The organism is Undibacterium sp. 5I2 (assembly GCF_035019605.1).
In the GTDB taxonomy this organism is placed as follows: Bacteria; Pseudomonadota; Gammaproteobacteria; order Burkholderiales; family Burkholderiaceae_D; genus Undibacterium.
Genome location: NZ_JASJVS010000062.1, coordinates 1 through 22,485, shown reverse-complemented (window position 1 = coordinate 22,485; position 22,485 = coordinate 1). Strand labels below are relative to the sequence as shown.

Here is a 22,485-nt window from a genome sequence, read left to right as displayed (position 1 = left end):
GCGACGCGATGGGAGGGGATGCAGACCCCTTCCAGAGTCTTTTCCATCGTCGCTTGCGACGATCCATTAAGTTGTTCTGTGGATATTTACAATATTGCTTCACATCCACACATACTTTCACATAAAATCGACAATTCGCCGGCCTCAGACGGAATTGCATTAAAGAAACATCTATTTGCATCCTTCAGGTGCGTGGCAAACTTTTACCAGTGAATCAAACAAAACATGGCTAGTACCAAACCCGGCGAGCGCAAATTACAAATACTCCAGGCGCTGGCAGCAATGCTGGAAAACCCGAAAAGCGAAAAAATCACTACCGCAGCGCTGGCCGCGCGCGTCAGTGTCTCGGAAGCCGCCTTGTACCGCCATTTCGCCAGCAAAGCGCAAATGTTCGAAGGCTTGATCGATTTCATCGAAACCTCGGTGTTCGGCTTGATCAATCAAATCAGTGAACAGCAAGACGACGGCGTCTTACAGACGCAGGCGATTGTTCACATGCTGTTGAATTTTGCCGAGCGCAACCCCGGCATGACGCGGGTTTTGATTGGCGATGTGTTGGTGAATGAAGATGAGCGTTTGCAACTGCGGATGAACCAATTTGCCGAACGTTTGGAACTGGCTTTGCGCCAATCCTTACGTATGGCCGCCGCTCAGGGCCACAGCGTCGAAACAGAAGCGAGCGTGCGTGCGGCCATGCTGTGCAGTTTTGTCTACGGCCGCTGGCTGCGGTTTGCTAAAACCGGGTTTAAACAGCTGCCGACCGAACACGCTACAGCACAAATGGCGATGTTATTGCGCTGAGTTCCTTGCTTTTTGTTATCCAGAGCAGTGTATGATAGGACGATCCGCTTCAACGAAGGCGGGCGTCGCATCATAAAAATCAGACAGCCGCTACCTCTCTTTGCCTGACGAGGCGGCCGACTGTCGCTCAGGAGACAAAATGGAACCATCCCCAGTGCAGTATGCCAGCGGCGTGCGGCGGCGTCAGATCGATGTGTTGTTGAGCCGTTACGCCGAAAGCCACCTCCATCCGGTCAATGAAATCATTCATTGCATTTGTGTGCCGGCAATCGTATTTGCCTTGCTTGCGCTGGTGTGGTCGGCCCATCCCTTGGCTGCCGCCGCGGCCGTGATGACCAGTTTGATTTATTATTTCTTTCTCGCGCCGCGTTTGGCATTGGGCATGTTGCTGATGGCTAGCTTGATGCTGGCACTGTTACCGCTGTTGCCGGCCGGGCGAATTTGGCAGATCGCCTTGCTCGTGTTCGTGCTGGCTTGGATAGGACAATTCATCGGCCATCATATCGAAGGCAAAAAACCCTCATTTTTCGATGATCTGCGTTTCTTGCTGGTCGGCCCTTTGTTTGTACTCGGCTTGTTGTATCGGCGCTGCGGCTGGACTTACTGAGCCAGACTCATACCGACAGATCGGGATCGTTGGTCTGATTGGGATCATACAGCCGCCAAGTATTGCGCCCGGCCGCTTTGGCGTTCTGCAGGGCCAGATCGGCGTTGCGCAAGAACAGACGCTGTTCAAGTGCATGCAGCGGGCAACAGGCGATGCCTATGCTGGCACTGACTTGGCAACTGCCGCCCTTGAGCAGCATCGGCGCTTGCATCGCGTGGAGGATCTGATCGGCCAGTTGCCGCACACTTTCCAAGTTTTTTTGCTGTGGGAATACCAAGGCAAACTCATCGGCATCGACACGGCACAGTGTATCTCCCGGCGATAACAAGGCTTGGCAACGTTCCGCGACGATGAGTAAAACCTGATCGCAGGCATCATAACCGAGTCGCTCGCTCAACAGCTTGAAGTGATCGAGATCGAGAAACATCAAACACAAGTGTTGGTGGTTTCCGAGTGCATCTTCGATGCTATTGGTGATTAATTTATGAAAATAATGGCGGTTCGGTAATTTGGTCAGACTATCGTGATTGTCCAGCACGTGGATGCGCTCTTCTGCCGCACGACGCTGCTGGCTGGCACTGTGAGCATTATTTTCCCAGCTTTCCATACGCGCAATAATGGCATTGAAACTGCCACCCAGATTGGCAAAACCGGGCGCTTCCTGCACGCGCAAGCTGTAGTCGCCGGTATCGAGTACCAGCTGGGCTTGTTGTGTGAGCAGTTGCAAAGGCTGTAGGGTACGCAGTTGCTGTCGAAAAAATAATGCAACGCTGCAGCAGCCGGCTAACAGGAAGGCAGCGGCATTGCTCAGTAATAAGAGCAGCATCTGCCAGTACAGTGGCCAAGCATTGTAGTCTACCTTCAAATTACCGAGCAAACCGGCCTGGCCGCTCACCGGTGTGACGGTACAGATGTGATTGCTGTTGAGTTGCAATGTCTGCTTGGCAATCAGGCTGCGATCAGAGATCGCCTCGGTGTCGACCAGTGCACCGTTGGCCCAGGCCAGAATGGCAAGGCCGTGGCGATCATACAGTGTGGCGCTGAATAAATCTTGCTCACGCGCTGCATTGAAGAATAGATTTTGCATGCCGCGCACATCGCCGTTGGCCAAATTGTCGCTGATATTGTTGGCCAGAGTGGCGCTGCTGGCGCGGATTGCGCGCAGGAAAAATTGCTCGGTCCAGATCGCGGTGAGCAATGCGCAAAGCAGTAAACCGAGCACGCAGCCAAGCCCCAGTTGACGCGCGTACTGGCGCAACAAAATTTTTGCTAAAGGCAAATTGCGATCAGTGGTATTCATAGGAATGTTGCGCGTGGTCAATTATTAAGAATATACCGTGCGATCTTGATATTGTCCTGTTTTGTGAAAAAAACTGCAGCCTTTGTGATTTATCGGATGTGCGCTGCGCCATCTGCGAGTAAACTGAGCGCTCCCCCTTATGAACGTACTCGCCGTGACCACCACTTCGTTTTCTTCTCTGATACCGCCCGGACTATTGAGCTCGGGTCAGGCCTTTGCTTTGCTCGATGATGCCCACGACAGTGGTGCGCAATCGCGTCTGTATTATGACTTGGTGCAGGTGTTGGAATGCCGCACAGCCGCTGAGTGGCTGCCGATGTGGCAAAAGTTGTCAGCGCTATTGCAACAAAATTATTATGGGCTCAGTTTGCTGAGCTACGAAACCGGGGCACAGTTACAGGCTATCGCCCCCCGTGAAGAGCCGGCGGTTTCACAGATTTTGGTATTTCGTCATTGTCTCTTACTCAATCAGGAGCAAGTCAGTGCGGCGCTGGCCAGCGCTGCCGGTGCGCTTCCCTTGCAGGCCGGTATTGCTGGGCTGCATGCCGATACCGATCAAGCCGCGTTTGAGCAAGCCATTGGGGCGATTCACGCTTATATAGAGGCCGGCGACAGCTATCAAGTTAATTACACCTATCGCTTGCAGTTTGATGCCTACGGCAGCCCAGCAGCCTTGTACAGTCGGCTGCGCGCACGGCAGCCGGTACCCTATGGGGCCTTGATCATGCTGCCCGATGGTGGCGCCATCTTGTCTTTGTCGCCGGAATTATTCATACGCCAGCACGGCGGGCAATTACAGGCGCGCCCGATGAAGGGGACGGCAGCGGCTTCCGCCGATGAGGAAGACAATGTGGCGATCGCCGCAGCATTGGCGGCCGATAGCAAGAACCGGGCAGAAAATCTGATGATCGTCGATTTGCTGCGCAACGATTTAGGCCGTATCGCCGCCACCGGCACGGTGCGGGTGCCGCAACTGTTTGAGGTGCAGGCTTTTTCCAGCGTGTTGCAAATGACTTCGACCGTGGAAGCGCAATTACAAGCGGGCTTGAGTTTGGCCGACATCATGACGGCCTTATTTCCTTGCGGTTCGATTACCGGTGCGCCGAAACACCGCACCATGGAAATAATTCGTCAGCTCGAAACGGCGGCGCGCGGTCTGTATACCGGCGCTATCGGCTGGTTTGATCCCGCCCCAGTCGAGTCTGCCGCGCTTGTTTATCCCGGTGATTTTTGTCTGTCGGTGCCGATCCGGACCTTACAGTTACAGGCTGCCGCGGCCGATTGCACGGTCCGCCGCGGCCAGATGGGGGTAGGGGCGGGGATCGTGCATGACAGCGTGGCGGCCGAGGAGTTTGCCGAATGCCAGCTCAAGGCTGGTTTCTTAACCGGACTGGCGGCACCGTTCGAATTGTTTGAAACCCTGCTTGCCAGTCGTGCCGACGGCTGCCGCCACCAAGGGCGGCATCTGCTGCGCTTGCGGCAGTCGGCCACTTATTTCGGTTTTGTGTTTGACGAACTGCAGATCGCGCGCGCCTTGAGCGCGGCCTGTGCCGCGTTGCCGCCGGGCGTCGATTGCCGGCTGCGGCTGGCGCTCGATGCTGGCGGTGCTGTGCGTATCAACAGTGCGGTGTTGAGTCCCTTGGTCGCGCTGCCGACGGTGCTGCTGGCCGCGAGTACGACGCGCAGCAGCGAATTATTTTTGGCGCATAAAACCACGCTGCGTGCCGAATACGACCAAGCTTGGAAGCGCGCGATTGAACTCGGTGCTTTCGATATGTTGTTTTTCAATGAGCACGGCCACTTGACCGAAGGCGGGCGCAGCAATGTCTTGCTGAAAAAAGATGGTCATTGGTTGACCCCGCCGCTGTCTGACGGCGTGTTACCGGGGGTGATGCGGGCGGTCTTGTTGGCCGATCCGCGCTATCAATTGCGCGAGCAATCGCTGACGCGTGAGGATTTGCTCACGGCTGAACAATTAATGCTGTGCAATGCCTTGCGTGGGCCATTTACGGTGCAGTTGCAACTGACGCAGCCTTGATTGGCGGTTGTGCTCCGACTAAGTCCGCGGTTACACTCAATGATTACCGGCGGCGACACGCCGGATTGTTATTTTATCCGTTGAGGAGACACCCTGATGAATTCCCGCCTTGTACGCGTCTTGCTTCCTGCTACGCTGAGTTTGTTCTTGCTCGCTCCGGCCACCGCCCAAATCAAGGTCGGGGTGAATGTCTCGGCCACCGGTGCCGGGGCTTCGCTGGGGATTGCAGAAAAAAATACTTTCGCGCTGCTGCCGCGTGAAATCGCTGGAAAAAAAGTCGAATACATTATTCTCGATGACGCTTCCGACAGCACCACGGCGGTCAAAAATGCGCGCAAGCTGGTGTCGGAAGAGAAGGTCGATTTATTGATCGGCTCGACCATCACGCCAACTTCCTTGGCGATGATCGATGTTGCGGCGGAAAGCGAAACGCCGATGATTTCCATGGCTGCCGCCGTATCCATCATCGCGCCGGCTGATGCCAAGCGGTTTTGGGTTTTCAAAACGCCGCAAAACGACACCCATATGTCGACCGCCATTATCAGTCACATGCTCGACGCCGGCGTGCGCACGGTGGCTTTCATCGGTTTCAACGATGCGTATGGTGAGGGCTGGTACCGCGAGTTTTCGCGTTTGGCCGAAAGCCGCAAGCTTAAACTGCTAGCCAATGAACGCTTCGCCCGTCCCGATACCTCGGTGACTGGTCAGGTATTGAAGATCATGGCCGTCAACCCCGATGCCGTGCTCATTGCCGGTGCCGGCACACCGGCTGCCTTACCGCAGAAAACCCTCAAAGAGCGCGGTTACCGCGGCAAAATTTATCAAACCCACGGCGTTGCCAACAATGATTTTCTGCGTGTTTGTGGCAAAGATTGCGAAGGCACTTGGCTGCCGGCTGGCCCGATGCTGGTGGCGGCCCAATTGCCGAACGATAATCCGGTCAAAAAATCGGCCCTGAAGTATATCGCCGCGTATGAAAAAGTGTATGGCGTCGGCTCGGTATCGACTTTTGGCGGTCATGCCTGGGATGCCGGCTTGTTACTGGAAAATGCGCTACCGACCGCGTTGAAAAAAGCCCAACCGGGCAGCAAAGAATTCCGCGCCGCCTTACGCACGGCAATCGAAAATACCAGCAACTTGGCGACCTCGCACGGCATCGTCAATATGAACAGCACAGACCACCTCGGTCTCGATCAGCGTTCGCGCGTGATGGTGCAAATCGTCGGTGGCAGCTGGAAGCTCGGTTCCTCGGCAAACTGAGACAAATTCATGGATTTTTCTATCGCTGCCATTCTGGCGCAGGATGGCATTACCAATGGCGCTGTGTATGTGCTGCTGGCCTTGGCTCTGGTGCTGGTATTTTCGGTGACACGGGTAATTTTTATTGCGCAAGGCGAATTTGTCGCTTTTGGTGCGCTCAGTTTGGCGGCGATCCAAGCCGGTCATGTGCCGGCTACGTTGAACTTATTGCTGGCGCTGGGCGCGCTGTGTCTGCTGCGCGAGACCCTGCTGTTAGTGCGCACCGTGTGGCGCGCCGGTGGCCGTGATTGGCGACGCGCTTGCTGGCAGTGGCTGCGCTGCTGCGGCAGCTTGCTGCTGTTGCCGGCGATTGCCGCGCTGGCGCTGCGCCATACCGATTTGCAGCAATGGCCCTTGGCGCTGCAAGCCTTGCTCACGCTGGGCATCGTCACGCCCTTGGCCCCACTGTTGTATCGGCTGGCATTCGAGCCGCTCGCCAGCGCCGGTACGCTGGTGTTGTTAATCGTCTCGGTCGGCGTGCATATGGCCTTGACCGGCTTGGGCCTGCTCATGTTCGGTCCGGAAGGTTCGCGCACCACGCCGTTTTCCGAGGCGCGCTGCGACTTCGCCGGTTTGCAAATTGGTGGGCAAAGCTTGGTGGTGGTACTGACGGCCTTGCTGCTGATGCTGCTGTTCTATGTGTACTTCGAGCGTACTTTGGCCGGCAAAGCCTTGCGTGCTACGGCCGTTAATCGCTTGGGCGCGCAATTGGTCGGCATCGGCACCCGCGCTGCCGGCTTGCGCGCGTTTACCATGGCCGGTGCACTTGGCACCGTCTGCGGCATCTTGATTTCGCCGCTGACGACGGTGTATTACGACAGCGGTTTTCTGATCGGCCTGAAAGGTTTTGTCGGTGCCATCGTCGGTGGGCTGGTCAGCTATCCCTTGGCCGCGGCCGGCGCGCTGTTGGTCGGCTTGCTCGAGGCGTATGCCTCGTTTTGGGCCAGCGCTTACAAAGAAGTGATTGTGTTCGCCTTGATCATTCCGGTATTGTGGTGGCGCTCGCTGCACAGCACCGTGCTTGACCAGGAGGATGAAGCATGAGTCGCCAGATCTTGCGTGGCCGGGCGGCTGCGGTGTTGGCAATATCAGCAGTATTGGCAGTCGGTTTGCTGCCGCAATTAGCGCTCGGCGAATACTGGATCACCTTGGCCAATTACATAGGCTTGTCGGCCATCGTCGCGCTCGGCTTGGTGTTGTTGACGGGGATAGGCGGATTGACCTCATTCGGGCAAGCGGCCTTCGTCGGTATCGGTGCCTACAGCAGCGCTTGGCTCAGCACCGCCGGTGCCGGTTCGCCTTGGTCCGGTTTGGCCTTGGGCTTGCTGCTGACGCTACTGTGTGCCAGCGCGCTGGGCTTGATCAGCATGCGCTTGTCGGGCCATTATCTGCCGCTCGGTACCATCGCCTGGGGTTTGTCTTTGTATTTCTTGTTCGGTAATTTTGAATTCCTCGGCAAATACGATGGCATCAACGGCATTCCGCCTATCGCCTTCGGCAGCCTGCTGCTCAATACGCCAAGGCGCATGTTCGTGCTGATCTGGTGCATCGTGCTGTTGGCGGTGCTGGCGCTGCACCGCTTATTAGCCTCGCGCTCGGGCCGCGCGATTCGCGCCCTCAAAGGCGGTGTGCTGATGGCCGAAGCCATGGGCGTCCATACCGTCAATCTGAAGTTGATCATCTTCGTGATCGCCGCGCTGCTGGCCAGTGTCTCGGGCTGGTTGTATGCGCATTTACAGCGCTCGGTCAATCCTACGCCTTTTGGTCTGCAAGCCGGCATTGAGTATCTGTTCATGACGGTACTCGGTGGTGCCGGCCATGTATGGGGCGCCTTGCTCGGTTCGGCCATGGTGATCGTGCTCAAAGATCAGTTGCAAACTCTGCTGCCGGCTGTGTTGGGCAGTAGCGGTAATTTTGACATCATCGTCTTCGGTGTCGTGCTGGTGCTGATACTGCAAACCGCGCGCGATGGCGTCTGGCCTTATTTGGCTGCCGCATTAGTGCGGCTTAGCGGCAGTATAGCGCCGCCGGCACCGCTGCCAGCGTGTCAACCGCTGCCACAGCGTGCGCAGCCCGCGGCCGGCAGTTTGTTGTTGGAAGTTGATCAGCTCAGCAAACGCTTCGGTGGCTTAATCGCGCTCAATCAGATGCAGTTTCAATTACGGGCCGGACAAATACTTGGTTTGATCGGTCCCAATGGGGCTGGCAAATCGACCATGTTCAATGTGATCAGCGGAGTATTGCCGGCCACTGAAGGCGCGCTGTATTTTCATTGCGATGGTCAGCGGCACGCGCTGGCTAAGCTGCCGGCACGCACGATAGCGGCACTCGGCATTGCCCGCAGTTTTCAACATGTACGTCTGCAAGCGGACATGAGTGTGCTGCACAACGTTGCTATCGGCGCGCATTTACGCGGCAAACACCACGACCTGATCGAAGTCTGTCTCAGCATTGCCGCACCTGGTTTGGCGATGGAACAGCGCTTGTTGGCGACGGCACAGCTGCAATTGCAACGACTCGGTTTGGCGCAGCTGATGCACGCGCCGGCCGGCAGTCTGGCCCTGGGCCAGCAACGCTTGGTCGAAATTGCCCGCGCCTTATGCTGCGATCCCTTGCTGCTGCTGTTAGATGAACCGGCGGCCGGTTTGCGCTATCAAGAGAAACAGGAATTGGCTGCGGTGCTGCGTCAATTACGTGCCGCGGGCATGAGTATTTTATTGGTTGAACACGATATGGATTTTGTCATGAATGTTTGCGACGAATTGGTGGTGATGGAATTCGGTAGCAAAATCGCACAAGGCACGCCAGCCGAGGTACAGCAAGATCCGGCGGTGTTGGCCGCGTACCTCGGCGGGCTGGAGTGATGGCGCAGCCGATACTCTGTCAAGCCGAGCAGATCGAAGTTTGTTACGGTAAAGTCGCGGCCTTGCATGGCATAGCTGTGGTGGTCCCTGCGGCTGGCATTGTCACTGTGATTGGTCCCAACGGTGCCGGTAAATCGAGTTTGCTCAATGCCTTGGCCGGGGCTTTGCCAATCGGTGCCAGCCAGCGCGGATCGATTGAGTATGACGGCCACGATTGTTCGGCTTGGGCGATCGAGCGGCGCGTTGCTGCCGGTATGTCTTTGGTACCGGAAAAGCGCGAACTGTTTTCGAGCATGAAGGTGGAAGATAATCTGCTGCTCGGCAGTTATTGCCGCTATGCCGCCGGCCTGCCCGACTATGCCGATCAATTGGGCATGGTGTATGACTTATTTCCACGTTTGCGCCAGCGGCGCAGCCAATTGGCTGGCAGTTTGTCTGGCGGTGAGCGGCAAATGTTGGCGCTGGGGCGCGCCCTGATGGCTAAACCACGTTTGCTGCTGCTGGATGAACCTAGCCTCGGTTTGGCGCCGCTGATAGTCAAAGAGATTTTTCACATCATCCGACAACTGCGCGACAGTGGCGTCGGTATTTTATTGGTCGAACAAAATGCCCGGGCTGCCCTGCAGGTGGCCGATTACGCCTATGTGCTGGAAACCGGCAGCATCGTACTCGAAGGGCCAGCGGCCGACTTGGCCGATGATGCGCGGGTGATCGAAACTTATCTGGGTCTGGCTGCGCGGCGTACCTGAGTCAGTGCAGCCGCATCGGCAACGGTCAATTCCGCTGCGATTAAAGGCGCGTTTCCCAAGGCCTCACTGAGTATCACACATCCACTCTTGCAAACCTTGCACCCATTTCGCGGCCGGCAGTTTGGTTTGCGCGCGAATTTCAGCGGCGCGCGCAAACAGGACATCGAAGTCGATGGCCGGTGCTTGTTTGAAGGCGATCGCGACGGTGTTGGCATCATGCACCAGCGGCAGCCAGACCACGGCGTCGAAGGCGTTTTCCAAGGCTTCGAGGTGGGCGGTGCAGGTGGCGGCATAGTTTTGCGGGTCGCCGAATAAATTCACCGTCAGCATGCCCTGTTCGTTGAGACAATCGGCACAGGCTTGATAGAACGCCGCGCCACCCAGCGCTGGCGCTGCTGCGCTGGCGTCGTACAGGTCAACCTGCAGGACATCGAGCGTGCCGTGATGGGCGCGCTCATTGACGAATTGCAGCGCATCCATGCACAGCACTTGTAGACGGGTGTCGTTCGGTGGTAATTTGAAATGCTCGTGGCAAGCTTTGATGACCAGCGGATTGAGTTCGATCGCCGTGATCTGCGCTTGCGGAAACTGGCGGTAACAAAACTTGGTCAGCGCCGCCGCACCGAGGCCGAGCTGGGCGATGTGGCGCGGGTCATCGGTAAACAACAACCACATCATCATCTGTTGCACGTATTCGAGCTCGATCTGATCGGGCATGGCCATGCGCATCGAGCCTTGAATCGCATCCGAGGCCAAGTGCAGCGAGCGCACGCCGATGAATTCGGAAATCGAAATTTCCGGTAGCAAGGGTGGCAGGATTTGGTACGTGATCAAGCTCATGCCGCGACCGGCCAGGCGCTCAATGCTTCGGTTTGCTGCATGCTGTGCCAACTCGGACGGGCGCAGACCAGCTCGGCCAAGCCGCGTAAGGCCGGCCAGTCGGTGGCCGGGCGTGGCATCGCGCGCGACCAGCGCATGAGCATGGCGAGCATCAGGTCGGCACCGGAGAATTGTTGACCCAGCAAGTAGGGGCCGTGCGTGCGCAGATGTTGATCGAGGTGTTCCCAGATGCGGGCAATTTTCTCTTGCAAGGCCGTGCTCAGTTCCGCCGGATGGCTGGCGTAGCCGAGATCGCTCGGATAAAACCACAGGCGAAAGGCCGGTTGCAAGTTATTGCATAGATAAATAAGCCACTCGCGCCAGGCCTCGTGCAGCGCGCTGCCGCTGGCCGGTGCCAGCGCTGACTGTGGATGGCGCTCGGCTAACAACATCAGCAAGGCGGCTGATTCGACCCGCGCCGCACCATCGACGATCAGGGTCGGTACCACGCCGGCCGGGTTGATGGCCAGGTAGTGCGCTTGTTTTTGCTGGCCGCTGGCAAAGTCGACTAATTCCAAGCGATGGGCTGCGCCAGTTTCGAGTAAGGCCAGATGGACCAGCATGCTGGCAGTGCCGGGTGAGTAATAGAGGGTGTACATGCGTCAGTTTTCATTCAGAGGTGAGGGCTGCCGGTGGCACACCGGACAAGCGGGATTGGCGGCAATGCTGATGCTGTGCCATTCCATGCTGAGGGCATCGAGCATGAGCAGGCGACCGTTGAGCGAGCGGCCGATCTGCATAATCAGTTTCAGTGCTTCGGCCGCTTGCATGGCACCGATGATGCCGACCAGTGGCGCGAACACGCCCATGGCCGAACACAGCACTTCTTCAAACACTTGATCGGGTGGAAACAGGCAAGCATAACAGGGGGCGTCGGCTTGGCGCCGATCGAACACGCTGATCTGGGCATCAAAGCCGATTGCCGCCCCCGATACCAATGGTACGCCAGCTGTGACGCAGGCGGCGTTGAGGGCATGACGGGTCGCGAAGTTATCGCTGCAATCGAGTACCACGTCGGCCTGTGCTACCAAGTCGGCGAAGCCGGCGGCATCGGCGCGCTGTTGCAGCGCGATGATATCGATCTCGGGGTTAATTTGTTGCAGCGTGTGTTTGCCGGATTCGACCTTGGGCTGGCCGATGCGGGCGGTGGTGTGCAGAATTTGTCTTTGTAAATTGGTCAGATCGACCGTGTCGTGGTCGACCAAGGTGATGCGACCGACGCCGGCACTGGCCAAGTACAAGGCGGCCGGCGAGCCGAGTCCGCCGGCACCGATGATGAGTGCGCGGGCGACCGAAATTTTCTGCTGACCTTCGATGCCGATTTGGTCGAGCAGAATGTGGCGCGAGTAACGTAAGAGTTGTTGGTCGTTCATGTTGTTGTAAAAAAGGCCGCTGACGCGGCCTTTGGTTTATTTTTTCTTCAGTTCGGATTTGCTGTCTTTATCGGATTTCTCCGCACCCGACTCATTTTTACTTTCTTTACCATCTTTCAGATCTTTGGCTTCGGTCACCTTGACTGGCAAGCCTTTGAGGTGATTGAGTGCTTGGGTCAACTGGTAGTCGTCTTTGCTGCCGTATTCGAGCGGCTTGCTTTTCTTGGCCAAGGCGATCAGGCGTTGCTCTTCTTCGAGCTCGTCCACCTTAGGACGCACGGTTTCGGCTTCCTTATCGTTGCTCAAATGTTTTTGCAAGTCGGCTTCACGGGTGCGCAGGCTGTTGAAGCCGTCGCCTTCCGCAGTTTCTTCGACGTTCAGATCGGGTACGATACCTTTGGCTTGGATCGAGCGGCCATTCGGTGTGTAATAGCGTGCCGTAGTCAGTTTGACGGCGGTATCAGCGGAAATCTGGCGTATCGTTTGTACCGATCCTTTGCCAAAACTTTGGGTGCCGATGATGGTGGCGCGCTTGTAATCTTGCAGGGCACCGGCGACGATTTCCGAGGCTGAGGCCGAACCGGTATTGATCAATACCACCATCGGTACGTTTTTGATCGCTTCCGGCAGTTTTGCCAACGGGTCGCTGACGGTGCGGCCGGTGTAAAACTCGCGCTTGGCATAATAGGTGGCTTTCGAGTCCGGCAATTGGCCATTGGTCGATACCACGGCGACGTCTTTCGGCAGAAAGGCGGCCGACACACCGATAGCGCCCGGCAATACGCCGCCCGGATCGTTACGCAAGTCCAGCACCAAGCCCTTGATCGATGGATCCTGGGCATACAGCATCTGGATTTTTTTTGCCATGTCTTCGACAGTCGGCTCTTGGAACTGCGAGATTCTCAGCCAGGCATAGCCGGGTTCGATGATCTTCGCTTTCACGCTTTGCTGTTTGATCAGTTCGCGCGTGATGGTGACGACGATAGGCTTGTCTTCATTTTTGCGGGCGATGGTCAGGGTGATCTTGGTATTCGGTTCGCCGCGCATTTTTTTAACGGCTTCATCGAGTGACAAGCCCTTGACCTGTATCGAATCGAGTCGGGTGATCAGATCGCCGGGTTTCAGGCCAGCGCGGTAGGCCGGCGAATCTTCGATCGGCGAAATGATTTTGACGTAGCCGTCTTCCATGCCGACTTCGATGCCAAGGCCGACGAATTTACCTTGGGTACCTTCTTTAAGTTCTTTGAAGGATTTTTTATCGAGGTAGGCAGAATGTGGATCGAGCGAGGCGACCATGCCGGTAATAGCTTCTTCCAACAGCTTTTTATCTTCCACCGGTTCGACATAATCTGATTTGATCAGACCGAAGACATCTGCCAACTGGCGCAGCTCTTCTACTGGCAGCGGGCTGCCGGCACTTTTTTGGGCCAACGCAGAAAACTGCATCGATGCTGCCACGCCGGCTACCATGCCCAGGCCGATTAAGCCGAAATTCTTGAATTTACTGCCCATGATTCACCTAATGCCTATTTAACGACGATCCAATTAAGCGGATCAAATGCCCGTCCTTGATGACGGATTTCAAAGTATAAACCGGATTCTTCATTGCCGCCGCTGTTACCTGCATTGGCAATTGTATCGCCAGCTTTGACGCTGTCGCCGACATGTTTCAATACTGCCTGATTATTTCCGTAAATGCTCATGTATTGGTCGCCGTGAGCAATAATAAGCATATTTCCGTAACCTTTATACCAATCGGCAAAGATCACTTTGCCGGCGGCGATCGCTTTGACTTCGCTGCCCTCGGCCGCTTTGATGAATAAACCTTTCCAGGTCGGCCCATCGCCACGTTTGCTGCCGAATTTGGCCAGAATTTCACCCTTCAAAGGCGCGCGCAGTTGGCCTTTGAGTTTGTCGAATTCGCCGCTTGGTGGCGCTTCGCTTTTAGCTTGTTTTGGGGCTTCGTCGGCGTCGATCGCATTCGGGTTGGTTTTTTTGCCGGACTTTTTATCTGCCGCAGCTTGTTTAGCGCGTTCGGCTTTGGCTGCCGCGATTCTTTCTTGGCGCTGTTTTTCTTCCTGTTCTGCGCGGACTTGCTCGGCTTTGGCTTGATCTTGAATCAGTTGATCCAGACGTGAGACCAGATTACTGAGCCTTTGTTCATCTTTTTGTAAATTATCGGCTTGTTTTTTTTGTGCATACAGTTTATCGGATAACTGGCTGACCAAGCTGGCGTGCTTTTTCTTTTGTGCTTCGAGCGCGGCTTTGTGGTCGTTCTGCTCTGCGGCGATGTCGCTCAGATCGTCTTTAGCATCTTGTGCGGCGCGGGTGTTTTGTTCCACTGCGGCCAAACTGGTGCGCAAGCCGGCGATCAGTTTGGCCTGCGTTTGCGAGATGTACCCCATGTATTGCAGCTCGCGGTTGATGCGATTCGGGTTGTCACCCGAGAGCAGCAGTTTGATGCGGTCACTGTCGCCGCGTATGTACTGGCTGCGCAGGAAGGTCGACAAACGATTTTTTTGTCGCTCCACCTGAGCTTGCAAGGCTTCTTGCTGCTGTTGTAACTGCGTCAACTTGGTTTCGGTTTGCTGTTGTTCTTGCTGCAGGTCGCGTAAAGAGCGGTTGGCTTCGGAAATTGCCTGCTCCGACTCTGCCAACGCATCGCTGGCGTGGCCTTTGGCGTTTTCGGTTTTGTTGATGTCGGTTTTCAGTGCCTTGAGCTGCTGCTGCAATTCGGCGCGCGCGCTCTCGGCCTTGGCTTTTTGCTGGGTACGCGCCGTGCTGGCGGCCAGCGCGTCGGCCGCCGGGCCTGTCAAGGACAGGCCTAAGAAGCCGAGGCAGAGCAGGCGGACGACTGCTGCCATCAAGGCTTTACGGCTTTGCCTTGGCTGGCTACCGCTGCCAGCGAGGCGGCGATGGCAGCTTGGTCGCCAAGGTAGTAGTGACGGATAGGTTTGAGATCGGCATCGAGCTCATAGACCAGCGGTTGACCGTTAGGAATATTGAGGTTGACGATGTCTTCATCGCTGATTCCGTCGAGCATTTTAATCAAGGCGCGCAGGCTGTTGCCATGGGCGGAGATTAAAATCCGTTTGCCGGCACGGATAGCCGGGGCGATGCTGTCATCCCAAGCCGGCATGACGCGGGCCACGGTATCCTTCAGACATTCGGTCAGGGGAATGGCCGCATGATCGAGGCTGGCATAGCGCGGATCATCGAACGAAGCGCGCTCATCGTCGGCGCTCAGTGCTGGCGGCGGAGTATCGTAGCTTCTGCGCCACACTAATACTTGCTCATCGCCGTATTTGGCGGCGGTTTCGGCTTTATTCAAACCTTGCAGGGCGCCGTAATGGCGCTCATTGAGGCGCCAATCGTGCTCAATCGGCAGCCACATCAAATCCATTTCGTCGAGCGTGCCCCAGAGGGTGCGAACGGCACGTTTGAGTACCGAGGTGAAGGCCAAGTCGAAGCTGAAACCTGCTGCTTTGAGTAACTGTCCGGCCGCGCTGGCTTCGGCCACGCCCTTCGGGGTCAAATCGACATCGGTCCAGCCGGTGAAACGATTATCGAGGTTCCAAGTGGATTCGCCGTGGCGCATTAATACGATTTTATACATGGTCAATGTCAAGGTAAGTAGGTAAGTGATATGTGCAATCAGCATCTATTTTATAATGACGAGCTTCTGATAACCATTTTTACTACTGGAAACTTGTGAAATTCATTCTTGATAATATTTTTCTGCTCGGTATAGCCCTCATTTCCGGTGGCGCTTTGCTCTTTCCTTTGCTGCAACGTCGCGGTGCCAAGCTCTCGCAGTTACAGGCAACGCAATACATCAATCAGGGAAAAACCTTGGTTTTGGATGTGCGCAATGCCGAAGAATTTGCTGCAGGGCATTTGCCTAACGCCAAAAATATTCCGCTCGCCGAGCTCAATAAGCGCTTGAAAGAAATAGAAAAGTCCAAAAGTACAGTTGTCATCACCGTTTGTGCGACTGGCGTGCGTTCTGCCAGTGCCGTAGCGGTATTGAGCAAAGCCGGCTTTGCTCAAGCCTTCAGTCTCGAAGGTGGAAATGACGCCTGGAAAACCCAAGGCATGCCAATCGTTAAGTAAGCAGGAGAAAAACCCTATGAAAGCCCCAGTTCTGATGTACAGCACCGCCGTTTGTCCGTATTGCACGATGGCAGAGCGTTTGCTGAAAGCCAAAGGCGTTGAAGAGATAGAAAAAGTGCGGGTCGACCTCGATCCGGTCGCGCGTGAAACGATGATGAGCAAAACCGGTCGACGCACGGTGCCGCAGATTTACATCGGTGCGACCCATGTCGGTGGCTTCGATGATCTGTCAGCCCTCGATCGCGCCGGTAAACTCGAGGCTTTACTCAATTCTGAAGCTTAACAGTCGATTTTTTCCGGATTTTGTTTTGTTTTTTGCAACAAATGCCAGTTTTCGCCATCTTGTTGCTACAATGGTGGGACGCGATCTTGAAACGATAGGAAATGACCTTATCTGTGGCGTTGCGTTGTTGTAAAACAATATTAACCCTTAGAATTTAGAGAGCTCACATGTCTGATGAAAATCTGCAACCCGTATTTCAAATCCAACGCGTTTATTTGAAGGATTTGTCGCTTGAGCAGCCAAATTCTCCAGCGATTTTCCTCGAACAGCAAGCTCCTGCGATCGAAGTGGCCGTTGATGTCGGCGCAGACAAGCTGGCGGACGGTATTTTCGAATCGACCGTCACAGTAACTGTGACGGCAAAAATTGGCGATAAAGTGGCCTTTTTGGTTGAAGGTAAGCAAGCTGGTATTTTTGAAGCGCGCAATATTCCGGACGACCAACTGGATCCTTTGCTTGGTATCGGTTGCCCGAACATTATCTATCCTTACCTGCGCTCGAATGTTGCCGATGCAATAACTCGTGCCGGTTTTCCGCCTATCCATCTGTCGGAAATTAACTTTGAAGCATTTTACGCTCAACGTTTGCAGATCGCTGCCGATCAAGCCAAAGCGGCTGCTGACGGCACAACTGTCGAAGCACCGACCACGATTCAGTAATTTTGCTGCAGGCGGTCTAGCGGCCGTTTGCTGAAAGAAAAGCATGCGCAGTGTGATGGGATTTGCCTGTTCGATGGTGCTGGCTATAAGTGCATCCGCGCAAGGTTTGGAATTTCGTTCTATCGGTAGCGCGGCGGTGGTGATGTATGACGCGCCATCGGCGAAGGGGGGGAAATTGTATGTCGCTCCGCGCGGCATGCCGGTTGAGGTGGTATTCAGCTCGGGTGCCTGGAGTAAGGTGCGCGATGTGGCGGGCGACCTCAGTTGGGTAGAAACCAAAGATCTGATCACACGACGTAGTCTGATTGTGCGCGCGGCAACGGCAAAACTCTACAGCAATGCCGATGAAAGCTCGACTTTGTTGCTGGTCGCTGATAAAAACGTCTTGTTTGAAATGGCCGAACCGGCCAGTGGCGCTTGGGTCAAGGTCAAACACCGCGATGGCCAGATTGGTTATCTGAAAGTCAGCGAGGTCTGGGGCTTATAATTGCTGGCGCAGCGTAGAAAAGGGACAGCTTGCTGTCCTTTTTTATTTTGTTGGCATTTTGTTGGTATTAATTTATTTTTGCGCCCGCAGCGGGCGGGCAAGGACTCGAATGAACATCAGCGTATTGGGTGCTGGCGCTTGGGGTACGGCGGTGGCTTTGGCACTGACGGCTAAAAATCAGGTGCTGCTGTGGGGGCGGAATTCGCTGGCTATGGCGGCATTGCAGTCGCAGCGTGAAAACCACGCGTATTTGCCCGGCTTTAGGTTTCCCGAACAATTACAGATCAGTGCCGAGCTCGATGCTGCACTCATGCATGCCGCTGGTGAGCAGGGTTTGCTGGTGATCGCGACTTCGGTATCGGGTTTGCGAGAGACCTTGACGGCAGTGGCCGGCTCGGCCGTGTGTAATGTGGTTTGGTTGTGCAAGGGCTTGGAAGAAGGCTCGCAATTGCTGCCGCATCAGATCGCCGAACAAATTTTGCCCGCCACGGTACGTACCGGGGCCTTGCTGGGGCCATCATTCGCTCAGGAAGTCGCGCGCGGTTTGCCGTGCGCACTGACCATCGCCTCGACTTCCGAACAATTATGCCAATTGGTGGTGCAGGCCATGCATGTCAATAGCATGCGCGTGTATAGCAGCGATGATTTGGTCGGGGTCGAAGTTGGTGCTGCGGTTAAAAATATTCTGGCTATCGCTACCGGGGTGGCGGATGGCTTGGGCTTGGGTTTGAATGCCCGAGCCGCCTTGATTACCCGCGGCTTGGCAGAAATCAGCCGGCTAGTGGTGGCGCTCGGTGGACGGGCAGAAACCATGATGGGTTTGACCGGTATCGGCGATTTGATTCTTACTTGTACCGGCGATTTGTCACGTAACCGGCGTGTCGGTTTGGCGTTGGCCGAAGGGAAATCGCTGGCCGTGATCGTGGCGGAACTCGGCCATGTCGCCGAAGGCGTGCGGTGCGCGCGCGCAGTGCGTGAACTGGCGCGGGCCCACGGCATCGACATGCCGATCACCGAGGCGGTGGCGGCGGTATTGTTTGACGGTATTTCTGCCGCTGACATGATCACGCGCTTGTTGGCGCGTGATGCCAAGCCGGAGGGCGGCTGAAGCTGCTTTAGCCACTCTAGCCACTGACGCAAGCGCAATGGCGGTCCACCGCACGCTCCTGTTTACAAGATATAGCGCGACAAATCTTCGTCGCTCGACAGGGCTTGCAAACGCACATTCACATAGTCGGCATCGATGACGATGGTTTTTCCGGCATGTTGATGGGCTTCGAAAGAAATTTCTTCCAGCAGTTTTTCCATCACCGTGTACAAGCGCCGCGCACCGATGTTTTCGGTCGTTTCATTGACTGAATAAGCAATGCCGGCCAAGCGTTCCACGCCCTCGTCGGTGAATTCCAACTGCACATTTTCGGTTGCCAATAAGGCTTGGTACTGCCGCGTCAGGCAGGCGTCAGTGCCGGTCAAGATGCGTTCGAAATCGGCAATCAGCAGCGATTCGAGCTCGACGCGGATCGGGAAGCGTCCCTGCAGTTCCGGGATCAGGTCGGATGGCTTGGCCAAATGAAAAGCCCCGGAAGCGATGAAGAGAATGTGATCGGTCTTGACCATGCCATACTTGGTATTGACGGTGGTGCCTTCCACCAGCGGCAGTAAATCACGCTGCACGCCGGCGCGTGAAACTTCAGCCCCGCCGGTATCGGAACGCGAGGCGATTTTATCGATTTCGTCGAGGAAGACGATGCCGTTTTGCTCAACATTGCGCAAGGCTTCTTGTTTCAATTCTTCTTCATTGACCAGCTTGCCGGCCTCTTCTTCGATCAATAGCTTACGTGCCTCGCTGATCGGTAATTTGCGCGACTTTTTGCGGGCGTTGCCAAGACCGGAAAACATGGTCTTGATTTGCTCGGTCATTTCTTCCATCCCTGGCGGTGCCATGATTTCCATATGGGGCACGGCTTCGGCAACATCGATTTCGACTTCCTTGTCATCGAGCGCGCCTTCGCGCAGGCGTTTGCGGAAGGTTTGACGGGTGGTATTTTCGCTGCTGCTGCCGGTTTCGCCAGAGTCCGGGTGGATGCCGAAATCACGCGCCGGTGGTAACAGCAGGTCGAGCAAACGCTCTTCGGCGGCATCGACGGCGCGTTCTCTTACCAGGCGGGTAGCGCTTTCACGGGTTTGCTTGATGCCGATGTCGACCAGATCACGGATGATGGTGTCGACATCGCGGCCGACATAACCGACTTCGGTGAATTTGGTGGCTTCAATTTTAATGAATGGTGCATCGGCCAGTTTTGCCAGCCGGCGCGCAATTTCGGTTTTCCCCACCCCGGTCGGGCCGATCATGAGGATGTTTTTCGGCGTGATTTCGTGGCGCAGCGGTTCTTGCACCTGCTGGCGGCGCCAGCGATTGCGCAAGGCGATGGCGACGGCGCGCTTGGCCTTACTCTGGCCGACTACGTGTTTGTCGAGTTCGGCGACGATTTGTTCTGGTGTCATGTTCATATTATTTCCTTTACGGTGCTGACGCGGCGCGCGCGGCGCGGCAAACGCTTATTCCAAGGTTTCTATGGTGTGAGAAAGATTGGTGTAAATACATAATTCGCCGGCGATCGTCAGTGATTTTTTGACGATCTCTATCGGTGATAAATCGGTATTTTCATACAAAGCGATGGCGGCCGATTGCGCAAATGTACCACCGGAACCGATGGCACCGATACCAAGGTTCGGTTCCAGCACATCGCCGTTGCCGGTGATTACCAAAGTACTGTCTTTGTCGGCGACCAGCAGCATGGCTTCTAGCCGGCGCAGCATGCGGTCGGTGCGCCAATCTTTGGCCAACTCTACCGATGCACGCATCAGGTGACCTTGATGTTTCTCTAACTTCGCTTCGAATCGTTCGATCAGCGTGAAGGCGTCGGCCGTGCCGCCGGCAAAACCGGCCAGCACTTTATTGTGATACAGCTTGCGCACTTTGCGCGCCGTTCCCTTCATGATGATGTTGCCAAGAGTAACTTGACCATCACCACCGAGGGCGACAATATTGCCGCGTCGCACCGTCAAGATGGTGGTGCCGTGAAATTGTTCCATGAAAAACTCCAATATGGTGGCTGATTGCGCGGGTGCGGGTAGCCCGGGGCAGATCGGCGAAGAGCACACTTTGCCCCTCGTGTTGAAAGAAATTGGGGCGCGGCAGTCGAATTACAAGGAGAGTTTCAGCGCAACAGGTGGTGAGATCAATGCTTGCGCAGGGTAATGCTGGCGATATTTTTCAAACCCATCGCATTGAACAGCATCATGACCAAATAATTGACTTCTTCGAACTGTATCACCATACCGCTTTGTGCCGCAATCGGTGCTAAACCATTGAGCAATTCGGCCGAGGCACCGAATTCCACCCGTTCCAGCCGCGAGCAATCGAGGCGCAGCGGGTTGTAGTGCTCCGCTTGTTCGAGCAGGCGCGCGAGCAGACTGTCGAGCTTGCCTTCTATGCTGGCTGGCATCAAGAAGCAGTCAGCATGGGCCGACTGCGGCTCTGCACTGAGGCTAGGGAATGAGGTGGTGACCTGCATCTGTGGCGCTTCAAACGAGGGCGGCGAGACTTCGAAGGTGATGCAGTAATCCATGCTGGCTTCTTCGAACGCGCGTTCGAAATGCAGCAATTGTAAAATTTCCAGCAGCAGTAACCATGGTGCTTCGGTTTCGTCGCGTCGGCCAACTTGCAGGATGCTACGGATTTTTTCTGCCAAATCCTGGGCCCCGACGAGCATCAGGTCGTGCTTACTCTTTTTGAAGTTTCTTAAGATCCGCAGCAATAAGCCGCAAGCAACCGGATCGACTTGTTTGACGCGCGAAAAGTCGAGGCGCAGTTGCTGGCTCTTGCTACCGGTAAGTTGTAGCTTTTCCAAAAGCTTGACGATGCTGCTGTCTAACTTGACTGGAAAGATCACGCTCGGTATCGCCGCGCTGGCATCGATGTCGTCTTGCATTTCGCCGCTGGCTTGGTACTCCGGCCACAACGGCGGCGAAGTTTCGAATTTGTTGGCGTAATCGAGTGACAAGCTCTCGAACATATGCTGATTGCCGGTGATGCGATAGAGGTCAAACAACATTTGCCAGCCGATTTCGGTGGCGTTGCCGAGTTGTTGATGGTGTACGGCGGCGCTGAGCATCTGTTCAGCCACGTCGTTTTGACCGCTGGCGAACAGAATCGCGGCTTCTTCCAGTACCGGTACCGATTCGCTGTAGGACAGGGCGCCGGCGTGAATTTCGGTATGATGGCCGAGCAGGTAATCGGTCGGCAGCGTCATCGGCAAGGTGGTTTCAAAATCGATGAAGGCGGCACGTCGATGAATGGGCTGGGTGTGTGCGCCGATATCGAAGCTCGGTTCCGGTGTGGTCAAGGCACTTGGCTTGACCAGATCGGCTTTGCTGACGACGGCTGGGCGCGTCTTGACGATGTCGCGGGACATCTCAAATTCGATGGCGTCAATTTTTCGTTCAGTGGCGCGGGCGATATGCCTTTGCGTAATCAGGGAGTTGCTGAGAATTTCACTATCGGCAAACTCCGTAATGACGGAATTGGCAGTTTTCGAGCGCGCTTTTCTCGTAGGCGATTTCTCCGCCGAGCCATCGCTTTTGCCACTCGTTTTTTTACCGAAAAGAGAAAAAATCCCCACTTTGTTCCCAAAAAAATTTACGCCAAGACAGCGGCAAACAATTGATGAGCTTCAAGTATATTCTGAATTAAGATCGAATAGTGCGCCACGCAAATCAATGCTGACACGCATCATTTTGGGGATTAGTTGGAAAATTAATAAATTTGCATAAAATCTGCGATTTGCGCTTATCTTTAGGTTTACTTCGCATTTTTTCAGCTATTTCTACAATTAGAGTAAGCATTCCAGCTCTAAGTTTTTACAATTCGTAACATTGTAGTGTTGGTAAGTGCATATCGTTATGCATGGTGAACGATTTTTCATCAAAAATCTGACTAGGGTTTGAAACCCCGGCCTTCAGAGGCTGTC

General features: G+C 55.3%; 23 protein-coding genes. 13 read left to right on the top strand and 10 right to left on the bottom strand.

What is annotated here, in order from left to right; all coding sequences use genetic code 11:
* Positions 1–225 precede the first annotated feature (225 nt).
* Both slmA and QN359_RS16785 read left to right on the top strand, forming a co-directional pair.
* A complete protein-coding gene (gene slmA, locus QN359_RS16790) occupies positions 226–801 on the top strand; it encodes a nucleoid occlusion factor SlmA (protein WP_322250439.1) in 576 nt (191 codons plus the stop codon).
* A gap of 139 nt (positions 802–940) precedes the next feature.
* Positions 941–1,408: a DUF962 domain-containing protein gene (locus tag QN359_RS16785; RefSeq protein WP_322250440.1), complete on the top strand. Its 468-nt coding sequence runs from the start codon at positions 941–943 to the stop codon at positions 1,406–1,408.
* 7 nt (positions 1,409–1,415) lie between these two features.
* On the opposite strand, the gene QN359_RS16780 is transcribed toward QN359_RS16785, so the two are convergent.
* Entirely contained in the window at positions 1,416–2,708 is a 1,293-nt protein-coding gene (locus QN359_RS16780; protein WP_322250441.1) for a GGDEF domain-containing protein, read from the bottom strand.
* A gap of 139 nt (positions 2,709–2,847) precedes the next feature.
* On the opposite strand from QN359_RS16780, the gene pabB reads away from it, so the two are divergent.
* The 5 genes from pabB (at position 2,848) to QN359_RS16755 (ending at position 9,658) form a co-directional block, all read left to right on the top strand.
* Positions 2,848–4,746: an aminodeoxychorismate synthase component I gene (pabB, locus tag QN359_RS16775; protein ID WP_322250442.1), complete on the top strand. Its 1,899-nt coding sequence runs from the start codon at positions 2,848–2,850 to the stop codon at positions 4,744–4,746.
* 96 nt (positions 4,747–4,842) lie between these two features.
* Positions 4,843–6,006: an ABC transporter substrate-binding protein gene (locus QN359_RS16770; RefSeq protein ID WP_322250443.1), complete on the top strand. Its 1,164-nt coding sequence runs from the start codon at positions 4,843–4,845 to the stop codon at positions 6,004–6,006.
* Between the two features lie 9 nt (positions 6,007–6,015).
* On the top strand, positions 6,016–7,089 hold the full coding sequence (locus QN359_RS16765) for a branched-chain amino acid ABC transporter permease (RefSeq protein WP_322250444.1): 1,074 nt from the start codon (positions 6,016–6,018) through the stop codon (positions 7,087–7,089).
* Positions 7,086–8,909: a branched-chain amino acid ABC transporter ATP-binding protein/permease gene (locus QN359_RS16760; protein WP_322250445.1), complete on the top strand. Its 1,824-nt coding sequence runs from the start codon at positions 7,086–7,088 to the stop codon at positions 8,907–8,909. Before QN359_RS16765 ends, QN359_RS16760 begins: the two co-directional genes overlap by 4 nt.
* Complete coding sequence (locus QN359_RS16755) at positions 8,909–9,658, top strand: ABC transporter ATP-binding protein (RefSeq protein ID WP_322250446.1); 750 nt, start codon at positions 8,909–8,911, stop codon at positions 9,656–9,658. Before QN359_RS16760 ends, QN359_RS16755 begins: the two co-directional genes overlap by 1 nt.
* Before the next feature lie 63 nt (positions 9,659–9,721).
* Here the strand turns inward: QN359_RS16755 and QN359_RS16750 are convergent, their stop codons facing one another.
* Genes QN359_RS16750 through gpmA form a run of 6 tightly spaced genes read right to left on the bottom strand, consistent with a single transcriptional unit; the run spans position 9,722 to position 15,526 of the window.
* Positions 9,722–10,498 carry a spermidine synthase gene (locus QN359_RS16750; RefSeq protein WP_322250447.1) on the bottom strand — a complete coding sequence of 259 codons (777 nt, stop codon included), beginning with the start codon at positions 10,496–10,498 and terminating at the stop codon, positions 9,722–9,724.
* Complete coding sequence (locus QN359_RS16745; protein WP_322250448.1) at positions 10,495–11,136, bottom strand: glutathione S-transferase family protein; 642 nt, start codon at positions 11,134–11,136, stop codon at positions 10,495–10,497. Before QN359_RS16745 ends, QN359_RS16750 begins: the two co-directional genes overlap by 4 nt.
* 3 nt (positions 11,137–11,139) lie before the next feature.
* Positions 11,140–11,910, bottom strand: coding sequence for a molybdopterin-synthase adenylyltransferase MoeB (locus QN359_RS16740; RefSeq protein ID WP_322250449.1), 771 nt, complete (start codon positions 11,908–11,910; stop codon positions 11,140–11,142).
* Positions 11,911–11,946: 36 nt separating this feature from the next.
* The gene (locus tag QN359_RS16735; protein ID WP_322250450.1) at positions 11,947–13,422 is read right to left on the bottom strand and encodes a S41 family peptidase; all 1,476 of its coding nucleotides are present in this window, start codon (positions 13,420–13,422) and stop codon (positions 11,947–11,949) included.
* A gap of 14 nt (positions 13,423–13,436) precedes the next feature.
* Complete coding sequence (locus tag QN359_RS16730) at positions 13,437–14,774, bottom strand: murein hydrolase activator EnvC family protein (RefSeq protein WP_322250451.1); 1,338 nt, start codon at positions 14,772–14,774, stop codon at positions 13,437–13,439.
* Positions 14,774–15,526: a 2,3-diphosphoglycerate-dependent phosphoglycerate mutase gene (gpmA, locus tag QN359_RS16725; RefSeq protein WP_322250452.1), complete on the bottom strand. Its 753-nt coding sequence runs from the start codon at positions 15,524–15,526 to the stop codon at positions 14,774–14,776. The genes QN359_RS16730 and gpmA overlap by 1 nt, the downstream gene beginning before the upstream one ends.
* Before the next feature lie 95 nt (positions 15,527–15,621).
* On the opposite strand from gpmA, the gene QN359_RS16720 reads away from it, so the two are divergent.
* The 5 genes from QN359_RS16720 (at position 15,622) to QN359_RS16700 (ending at position 18,560) form a co-directional block, all read left to right on the top strand.
* Positions 15,622–16,023, top strand: a complete 402-nt coding sequence (locus tag QN359_RS16720; protein WP_322250453.1) for a rhodanese-like domain-containing protein — start codon at positions 15,622–15,624, stop codon at positions 16,021–16,023.
* 16 nt (positions 16,024–16,039) lie between these two features.
* The gene (grxC, locus tag QN359_RS16715) at positions 16,040–16,306 is read left to right on the top strand and encodes a glutaredoxin 3 (RefSeq protein WP_322250454.1); all 267 of its coding nucleotides are present in this window, start codon (positions 16,040–16,042) and stop codon (positions 16,304–16,306) included.
* Between the two features lie 167 nt (positions 16,307–16,473).
* Complete coding sequence (gene secB / locus QN359_RS16710; protein ID WP_322250455.1) at positions 16,474–16,965, top strand: protein-export chaperone SecB; 492 nt, start codon at positions 16,474–16,476, stop codon at positions 16,963–16,965.
* 43 nt (positions 16,966–17,008) lie between these two features.
* Positions 17,009–17,452, top strand: a complete 444-nt coding sequence (locus tag QN359_RS16705) for an SH3 domain-containing protein (RefSeq protein WP_322250456.1) — start codon at positions 17,009–17,011, stop codon at positions 17,450–17,452.
* 109 nt (positions 17,453–17,561) lie between these two features.
* The gene (locus tag QN359_RS16700; RefSeq protein WP_322250457.1) at positions 17,562–18,560 is read left to right on the top strand and encodes an NAD(P)H-dependent glycerol-3-phosphate dehydrogenase; all 999 of its coding nucleotides are present in this window, start codon (positions 17,562–17,564) and stop codon (positions 18,558–18,560) included.
* A 62-nt stretch (positions 18,561–18,622) separates the two neighbouring features.
* Here QN359_RS16700 and hslU read toward each other — a convergent pair whose 3' ends face one another.
* The 3 genes from hslU to QN359_RS16685 form a co-directional block, all read right to left on the bottom strand.
* Complete coding sequence (gene hslU, locus QN359_RS16695) at positions 18,623–19,963, bottom strand: ATP-dependent protease ATPase subunit HslU (RefSeq protein WP_322250458.1); 1,341 nt, start codon at positions 19,961–19,963, stop codon at positions 18,623–18,625.
* Between the two features lie 48 nt (positions 19,964–20,011).
* Positions 20,012–20,548, bottom strand: coding sequence for an ATP-dependent protease subunit HslV (hslV, locus tag QN359_RS16690; RefSeq protein ID WP_322250459.1), 537 nt, complete (start codon positions 20,546–20,548; stop codon positions 20,012–20,014).
* Between the two features lie 146 nt (positions 20,549–20,694).
* A complete protein-coding gene (locus QN359_RS16685) occupies positions 20,695–21,930 on the bottom strand; it encodes a hypothetical protein (protein ID WP_322250461.1) in 1,236 nt (411 codons plus the stop codon).
* Between the two features lie 100 nt (positions 21,931–22,030).
* Between QN359_RS16685 and QN359_RS16680 the strand changes: the two genes are divergently transcribed.
* Complete coding sequence (locus QN359_RS16680; RefSeq protein WP_322250462.1) at positions 22,031–22,288, top strand: hypothetical protein; 258 nt, start codon at positions 22,031–22,033, stop codon at positions 22,286–22,288.
* Positions 22,289–22,485 lie beyond the last annotated feature (197 nt).

What these genes read in the sequence shown, in the direction of transcription:
- QN359_RS16765 (WP_322250444.1), top strand. Translation starts at nt 6,016, where the DNA reads ATGGATTTTTCTATCGCTGCCATTCTGGCGCAGGATGGCATTACCAAT.
- QN359_RS16780 (WP_322250441.1), bottom strand. Translation starts at nt 2,708, where the DNA reads ATGAATACCACTGATCGCAATTTGCCTTTAGCAAAAATTTTGTTGCGC.
- QN359_RS16785 (WP_322250440.1), top strand. Translation starts at nt 941, where the DNA reads ATGGAACCATCCCCAGTGCAGTATGCCAGCGGCGTGCGGCGGCGTCAG.
- QN359_RS16740 (WP_322250449.1), bottom strand. Translation starts at nt 11,910, where the DNA reads ATGAACGACCAACAACTCTTACGTTACTCGCGCCACATTCTGCTCGAC.
- grxC (WP_322250454.1), top strand. Translation starts at nt 16,040, where the DNA reads ATGAAAGCCCCAGTTCTGATGTACAGCACCGCCGTTTGTCCGTATTGC.
- QN359_RS16760 (WP_322250445.1), top strand. Translation starts at nt 7,086, where the DNA reads ATGAGTCGCCAGATCTTGCGTGGCCGGGCGGCTGCGGTGTTGGCAATA.
- hslV (WP_322250459.1), bottom strand. Translation starts at nt 20,548, where the DNA reads ATGGAACAATTTCACGGCACCACCATCTTGACGGTGCGACGCGGCAAT.
- QN359_RS16745 (WP_322250448.1), bottom strand. Translation starts at nt 11,136, where the DNA reads ATGTACACCCTCTATTACTCACCCGGCACTGCCAGCATGCTGGTCCAT.
- QN359_RS16755 (WP_322250446.1), top strand. Translation starts at nt 8,909, where the DNA reads ATGGCGCAGCCGATACTCTGTCAAGCCGAGCAGATCGAAGTTTGTTAC.
- QN359_RS16735 (WP_322250450.1), bottom strand. Translation starts at nt 13,422, where the DNA reads ATGGGCAGTAAATTCAAGAATTTCGGCTTAATCGGCCTGGGCATGGTA.
- hslU (WP_322250458.1), bottom strand. Translation starts at nt 19,963, where the DNA reads ATGAACATGACACCAGAACAAATCGTCGCCGAACTCGACAAACACGTA.
- QN359_RS16680 (WP_322250462.1), top strand. Translation starts at nt 22,031, where the DNA reads ATGACGGAATTGGCAGTTTTCGAGCGCGCTTTTCTCGTAGGCGATTTC.
- gpmA (WP_322250452.1), bottom strand. Translation starts at nt 15,526, where the DNA reads ATGTATAAAATCGTATTAATGCGCCACGGCGAATCCACTTGGAACCTC.
- slmA (WP_322250439.1), top strand. Translation starts at nt 226, where the DNA reads ATGGCTAGTACCAAACCCGGCGAGCGCAAATTACAAATACTCCAGGCG.
- QN359_RS16770 (WP_322250443.1), top strand. Translation starts at nt 4,843, where the DNA reads ATGAATTCCCGCCTTGTACGCGTCTTGCTTCCTGCTACGCTGAGTTTG.
- QN359_RS16700 (WP_322250457.1), top strand. Translation starts at nt 17,562, where the DNA reads ATGAACATCAGCGTATTGGGTGCTGGCGCTTGGGGTACGGCGGTGGCT.
- QN359_RS16685 (WP_322250461.1), bottom strand. Translation starts at nt 21,930, where the DNA reads ATGTCCCGCGACATCGTCAAGACGCGCCCAGCCGTCGTCAGCAAAGCC.
- secB (WP_322250455.1), top strand. Translation starts at nt 16,474, where the DNA reads ATGTCTGATGAAAATCTGCAACCCGTATTTCAAATCCAACGCGTTTAT.
- QN359_RS16750 (WP_322250447.1), bottom strand. Translation starts at nt 10,498, where the DNA reads ATGAGCTTGATCACGTACCAAATCCTGCCACCCTTGCTACCGGAAATT.
- QN359_RS16705 (WP_322250456.1), top strand. Translation starts at nt 17,009, where the DNA reads ATGCGCAGTGTGATGGGATTTGCCTGTTCGATGGTGCTGGCTATAAGT.
- pabB (WP_322250442.1), top strand. Translation starts at nt 2,848, where the DNA reads ATGAACGTACTCGCCGTGACCACCACTTCGTTTTCTTCTCTGATACCG.
- QN359_RS16730 (WP_322250451.1), bottom strand. Translation starts at nt 14,774, where the DNA reads ATGGCAGCAGTCGTCCGCCTGCTCTGCCTCGGCTTCTTAGGCCTGTCC.